The organism is Neisseria sp. P0021.S005, from assembly GCF_051956955.1.
In genome coordinates, this window is record NZ_JBQCWY010000152.1 from 1 (window position 1) to 6074 (window position 6074).

Sequence of the window (6074 nt, forward strand, 5' to 3'; positions counted from 1 at the left end):
CCGCTGCATACCGAAAATGCCGCGCTGGGTGCGTTGATGGACACTATTGAACTGGCGGGAGCTTGATCATGCAAGAATGGTTCCAAAACCTCTTTGCCGCAACGCTCGGTCTGGGCGATTTGGGTATCACCGTAGGCTTGGTGGTATCCGTCATCGTCAAAATCGTGATTATCCTGATTCCGCTGATTCTGACCGTTGCCTACCTGACGTATTTCGAACGTAAAGTCATCGGCTTTATGCAGCTTCGTGTCGGCCCGAACGTAACCGGTCCGTGGGGTCTGATTCAGCCGTTTGCCGACGTGTTCAAACTCTTGTTTAAAGAGGTAACTCGTCCGAAGCTGTCAAACAAAGCCCTGTTCTACATCGGCCCGATTATGTCGCTTGCACCGTCTTTTGCGGCGTGGGCAGTGATTCCGTTCAACGAAGAATGGGTACTGACCAACATCAATATCGGCCTTTTGTACATCCTGATGATTACCTCGCTGTCGGTTTACGGCGTGATCATCGCGGGCTGGGCTTCTAACTCAAAATATTCGTTCTTGGGTGCAATGCGTGCTTCCGCGCAAAGCATTTCCTACGAGATTGCCATGAGTGCCGCACTGGTGTGTGTCGTGATGGTATCGGGCAGTATGAACTTCTCCGACATCGTTGCCGCACAAGCCAAAGGTATTGCCGGCGGCTCGGTATTCTCTTGGAACTGGCTGCCGCTCTTCCCAATCTTCATCGTCTATCTGATTTCCGCCGTTGCAGAAACCAACCGCGCGCCGTTTGACGTGGCAGAGGGTGAGTCCGAAATCGTTGCCGGTCACCACGTTGAATATTCCGGCTTCGCATTCGCGCTGTTCTTCCTTGCCGAATACATTTTCATGATTCTGATTGCCGCTCTGACATCGCTGATGTTCCTCGGCGGCTGGTTGTCTCCGTTCCCGCAAAGCTGGGGCTTTATCGGTACGCCTTCCGCATTCTGGATGTTTGTGAAAATGGCGGCGGTTCTGTACTGGTATCTGTGGATCCGTGCAACTTTCCCACGCTACCGTTACGACCAAATCATGCGTTTGGGCTGGAAAGTGCTGATTCCGATCGGCTTCGCCTACATCGTGGTTTTGGGTGTGTGGATGATTTCACCGCTGAATTTGTGGAAATAGGGCAGGGAGGCCGTCTGAAAGTTTTCAGGTAGCCTGAACCCCAAATTTTTAACCGTTTCAAACCGAGAGAAACCGATGAAAGCTCAATGCCTGTGCGGCGCAGTATCACTGGAAACCGCCGAAAACCGCGAACTCCACGCCTGCCATTGCGGGAAATGCCGCACATGGGGCAGCGGCGCGTCTTTTACTTTGGCCGCCCGGTCGCCCGAAATCACAGGCAGCGAGCACATCGCGCATTATCAGTCGTCCGAATGGGCGCAACGCTGTTTTTGCAAACACTGCGGCACACACCTGTTTGTGCAGGTTGGCAACGATTATTACATCAACGCCGGGCTGTTTGCCGACAACGCGGGCTTTGAAACTACCTCACAAATCTTTATTGATTGCAAAGCTCCGTATTATGACTTGGCCAACGATACCCCGAAGCTGACCGAAGCCGAGTTTTTAGAAATGGTGGGCGCGGCAGGTTAAAAAAACCGCTTTCAGACGGCCTGTAAACAGAACAATCCGAAAAGAGCATCCGAAAATGGCTAATTTAGTAAAAACCTTCCTGCTGGGCGAATTGGTGAAAGGCATGGGCGTAACGCTCAAAAACTTCTTCGCCCGCAAAGACACGATTTACTTCCCCGAAGAAAAAACGCCGCAATCCGTGCGTTTCCGCGGCCTGCACGCGCAACGCCGTTATCCGAACGGCGAAGAGCGCTGTATTGCGTGTAAATTGTGCGAGGCAGTTTGTCCAGCAATGGCGATTAACATTGAATCGGAAGAACGCGAAGACGGCACCCGCCGCACCAAGCGTTACGACATCGACCTGACCAAGTGTATCTTCTGCGGTTTCTGCGAAGAGGCCTGCCCGACCGATGCGATTGTAGAAACCCATATTTTTGAATACCACGGCGAGAAAAAAGGCGACTTGCACATGACCAAGCCGATTCTTTTGGCCATTGGCGACAAATACGAAGCTGAAATCGCCAAACGCAAAGCCGCTGACGCGCCGTATCGTTAAGGAGCAGACGAATGACTTTTTCTGCGATTCTGTTCTATATTCTTGCCGCTATCGTTTTGTACGGTGCGGTTCGTACCGTCACCGCTAAAAACCCTGTTCACGCCGCTTTGCATCTGGTGCTGACCTTCTGCGTGAGCGCGATGCTTTGGATGCTGATGCAGGCCGAATTCTTGGGCGTGACGCTGGTGGTGGTTTACGTCGGCGCCGTGATGGTGTTGTTCTTGTTCGTTGTAATGATGTTGAACATCGACATTGAGGAAATGCGCGCCGGTTTCTGGCGTCATGCGCCTGTTGCCGGTGTGGTTGGCACATTGTTGGCGGTTACCCTGATCCTGATTTTGGTCAACCCGAAAACCGACCTTGCCGCATTTGGCCTGATGAAAGACATTCCGGCCGATTACAACAATATCCGCGATTTGGGCAGCCGTATTTATACCGACTATCTGTTGCCGTTTGAATTGGCGGCGGTATTGCTGCTGTTGGGTATGGTAGCCGCGATTGCTCTGGTTCACCGTAAAACGGTTAATCCGAAACGCATGGATCCTGCCGACCAAGTTAAAGTACGCGCCGATCAAGGCCGTATGCGTCTGGTGAAAATGGAAGCGGTCAAACCGCAAGTCGAATCTGCCGAAGAAAGCGAAGTTTCAGACGGCCTCAAGCCGGAAGGGGAGGGCAAAGCATGATTACCTTGACGCATTATTTGGTATTGGGTGCGCTCCTGTTCGGTATCAGCGCAATGGGTATCTTTATGAACCGCAAAAACGTGCTGGTATTGCTGATGTCCATCGAGCTGATGCTCTTGGCGGTGAACTTCAACTTTATCGCCTTTTCGCAACATCTAGGCGATACCGCCGGACAGATTTTCGTATTCTTCGTACTGACCGTTGCTGCTGCCGAATCCGCCATCGGTTTGGCGATTATGGTGCTGGTGTATCGCAACCGACAAACGATTAATGTTGCCGATTTGGACGAGTTGAAAGGGTAGGGCGGATGCCGTCTGAACAAACCGATCAAGCGAATATCGAGCAATGGGTGTTTAAGCCGCGTTCGCTTTTAGTTTTGTGCTGGGTTGCTGTCCCATTTTTCCTGTCGATTTGGCTGGTGTGGTTTGCGTTTGCATGGGCTGGGCGGTTGGGCTGGCTGTTTGGCTTATTGTCGGTTTTGTGTGCGGGTATCGGGATTGCCGGATGGAAGATGTGGCAAAATTCGCGCCGCAATACGGGCAGAGATCGGGAATTCATACGTTTGGACGAAGACGGTTTGTCTTATTGCATACACGGCTGTGGGGCGGGTAAGGTGAAATACACATGGATACGCTCTGTGTATCAAGTTCATACAAGGGGCTGTCAAGGCATTGCGGTGGAATACCGTAGACCTGAAACAGGCGTGGTTTTGGATACAATAATGCTGACTGACCTAGACCGCTTGGACTTAGATAGGAACGGTTTCAAATTGGCAGATCCACGCGACATCATCACTAAAGCGATTAGGGCGCGTTGCCAAGACAGGCAGCTTTATCGGATTTGAATGCTGTTGCACGGTTTGGCTGAAAATCTGAAGCCTGTAAGGAAAAAAATTTAAGGTTGGACAACCTGCCTTATGGCGTGAGGTCGTCTGAAAACCAAGACAAAGTAGATTGGTCGGATTAGGGAATCCGACCGACAAAACAAACATAGATTTTTAAATCAAAAAGGTTCATCCAAAATGAACGACATGACTTTATATCTCATCATTGCCCTCGTGCCTTTGGCAGGCTCGCTGATTGCGGGTTTGTTCGGCAATAAAATCGGACGTGCCGGCGCGCATACGGTTACGATACTCGGCGTGGCGGTGTCCGCCGTGTTGTCGGCTTATGTGCTGTGGGGCTTTATCGACGGCAGCCGCGCCAAGTTTGACGAGAATGTCTATACCTGGCTGACGATGGGCGGTTTGGATTTTTCCGTCGGCTTCTTGGTCGATACGATGACGGCGATGATGATGGTCGTGGTCACCGGCGTATCGCTGATGGTACATATCTACACCATCGGCTATATGCACGATGAAAAAGTCGGCTACCAACGCTTCTTCAGCTACATTTCTTTATTTACTTTCAGCATGTTGATGCTGATTATGAGCAACAACTTCATCCAGCTCTTTTTCGGTTGGGAAGCTGTGGGCTTGGTGTCGTATCTCTTGATCGGTTTCTATTTCAAACGTCCGAGCGCGATTTTTGCCAACCTGAAAGCCTTTTTGGTTAACCGTGTCGGCGACTTCGGCTTTTTGCTCGGTATCGGCTTGGTGCTTGCCTATTTCGGCGGCAGCCTGCGCTATCAAGATGTATTCGCTTATCTGCCTAATGTTCAGACGGCCACCATTCAACTGTTCCCCGGTGTGGAATGGTCTTTGATTACCGTAACCTGTTTGCTGTTGTTTGTGGGTGCGATGGGTAAATCAGCGCAATTCCCGCTACACGTTTGGCTGCCTGATTCGATGGAAGGCCCGACACCGATTTCCGCGTTGATTCACGCCGCAACCATGGTTACCGCCGGTCTGTTCATGGTATCGCGTATGTCGCCGATTTATGAGATGAGCAGCACTGCGCTGTCTGTCATCATGGTAATCGGTGCGATTACTGCCCTGTTTATGGGTTTCTTGGGCGTGATTCAAAACGACATCAAACGTGTGGTTGCGTATTCTACCCTGTCGCAACTGGGCTACATGACCGTGGCTCTGGGCGCGTCCGCCTATTCCGTGGCGATGTTCCATGTGATGACTCACGCTTTCTTTAAAGCCTTGCTGTTCTTGGCTGCAGGTAGCGCGATTATCGGTATGCACCATGACCAAGATATGCGCCACATGGGCAACCTGAAAAAATACATGCCGATTACTTGGCTGACCATGCTGATCGGTAACTTGTCGCTGATCGGTACGCCGTTCTTCTCCGGCTTCTATTCCAAAGATTCGATTATCGAAGCGGCGAAATACAGCACCCTGCCGGGCAGTGGCTTTGCCTATTTTGCGGTCCTTGCCAGTGTGTTTGTTACTGCGTTCTACGCGTTCCGCCAATACTTTATGGTGTTCCACGGTGAAGAGAAATGGCGCAACCTGCCTGAGCATCATGACGATCATCATGGCGAAGAGCATCACGGCTTGGGCAAAAACGACAATCCGCACGAAAGCCCGTTGGTTGTTACCCTGCCTTTGATTCTGCTGGCCATTCCGTCCGTTATCATCGGCTACGTTGCCATTGAGCCTATGCTTTACGGCGATTTCTTTAAAGACGTAATCTTTGTCAATGCCGACGCGCATCCGACCATGCACATCATGAAGGAAGAGTTCCACGGCGCATTGGCAATGGTGTCACACAGCCTGCATTCGCCTGTACTCTACCTTGCTATCGCAGGTGTCTTAAGCGCATGGCTCCTGTACGTCAAACTGCCGCACCTGCCAGCGAAAATTGCACAGGCGTTCCGTCCGATTTACGTTTTGTTTGAAAACAAATACTACCTCGACGCCCTGTATTTCAACGTCTTCGCTAAAGGCACGCGCGCATTGGGTACCTTCTTCTGGAAAGTCGGCGATACCGCCATTATCGACAACGGTATTGTCAACGGCTCCGCCAAACTGGTCGGCGCGATTGCTGCGCAAGTGCGTAAAGCCCAAACCGGCTTTATCTACACCTACGCCGCTGCTATGGTATTCGGCGTATTGGTACTGCTCGGCATGACCTTCTGGGGATTGTTCCGATAAGAATAAGGTTTCAGACGGTCTTAAACCTTCAGGCCGTCTGAAACGAAGAAATATCCACATAAACACATTTTTATTTTAACCACAGGTTAACCACTATGTTTTCCAACTACCTACTCAGCTTGGCAATATGGATACCCATCGCCGCAGGTGTGCTGGTTTTGGCGACCGGTAAAGACAGCCGTGCGCCGCTGGCG

7 protein-coding genes are annotated in these 6074 nt (G+C 51.2%); all 7 read left to right on the forward strand.

From position 1 onward, the window contains the following. Nucleotides 1-68: 68 nt before the first annotated feature. The 7 genes from nuoH to nuoL all read left to right on the forward strand — a co-directional run bounded on the left by nuoH (nt 69) and on the right by nuoL (nt 5880). Entirely contained in the window at nt 69-1145 is a 1077-nt protein-coding gene (nuoH, locus tag ACTHUE_RS09550; protein ID WP_002228932.1) for an NADH-quinone oxidoreductase subunit NuoH, read from the forward strand. Nucleotides 1146-1220: 75 nt separating this feature from the next. Further along, the gene (locus tag ACTHUE_RS09555; protein ID WP_003676990.1) at nt 1221-1616 is read left to right on the forward strand and encodes a GFA family protein; all 396 of its coding nucleotides are present in this window, start codon (nt 1221-1223) and stop codon (nt 1614-1616) included. A gap of 55 nt (nt 1617-1671) precedes the next feature. Beyond that, the gene (gene nuoI, locus ACTHUE_RS09560; RefSeq protein WP_002216341.1) at nt 1672-2151 is read left to right on the forward strand and encodes an NADH-quinone oxidoreductase subunit NuoI; all 480 of its coding nucleotides are present in this window, start codon (nt 1672-1674) and stop codon (nt 2149-2151) included. 11 nt (nt 2152-2162) lie between these two features. Continuing rightward, complete coding sequence (locus ACTHUE_RS09565) at nt 2163-2834, forward strand: NADH-quinone oxidoreductase subunit J (RefSeq protein WP_070606428.1); 672 nt, start codon at nt 2163-2165, stop codon at nt 2832-2834. After that, a complete protein-coding gene (nuoK, locus tag ACTHUE_RS09570) occupies nt 2831-3136 on the forward strand; it encodes an NADH-quinone oxidoreductase subunit NuoK (protein ID WP_002215628.1) in 306 nt (101 codons plus the stop codon). The genes ACTHUE_RS09565 and nuoK overlap by 4 nt, the downstream gene beginning before the upstream one ends. Nucleotides 3137-3141: 5 nt before the next feature. Then, nucleotides 3142-3678, forward strand: a complete 537-nt coding sequence (locus ACTHUE_RS09575) for a hypothetical protein (protein ID WP_070606426.1) — start codon at nt 3142-3144, stop codon at nt 3676-3678. Between the two features lie 177 nt (nt 3679-3855). Then, nucleotides 3856-5880, forward strand: coding sequence for an NADH-quinone oxidoreductase subunit L (nuoL, locus tag ACTHUE_RS09580; protein ID WP_070606423.1), 2025 nt, complete (start codon nt 3856-3858; stop codon nt 5878-5880). The last annotated feature ends 194 nt before the right edge of the window (nt 5881-6074 follow it).

Bases quoted from the DNA above. Each gene is read 5' to 3' on its own strand.
- nuoH (WP_002228932.1), top strand. From the start codon at position 69: ATGCAAGAATGGTTCCAAAACCTCTTTGCCGCAACGCTCGGTCTGGGC.
- nuoL (WP_070606423.1), top strand. From the start codon at position 3,856: ATGAACGACATGACTTTATATCTCATCATTGCCCTCGTGCCTTTGGCA.
- nuoI (WP_002216341.1), top strand. From the start codon at position 1,672: ATGGCTAATTTAGTAAAAACCTTCCTGCTGGGCGAATTGGTGAAAGGC.
- ACTHUE_RS09575 (WP_070606426.1), top strand. From the start codon at position 3,142: ATGCCGTCTGAACAAACCGATCAAGCGAATATCGAGCAATGGGTGTTT.
- nuoK (WP_002215628.1), top strand. From the start codon at position 2,831: ATGATTACCTTGACGCATTATTTGGTATTGGGTGCGCTCCTGTTCGGT.
- ACTHUE_RS09555 (WP_003676990.1), top strand. From the start codon at position 1,221: ATGAAAGCTCAATGCCTGTGCGGCGCAGTATCACTGGAAACCGCCGAA.
- ACTHUE_RS09565 (WP_070606428.1), top strand. From the start codon at position 2,163: ATGACTTTTTCTGCGATTCTGTTCTATATTCTTGCCGCTATCGTTTTG.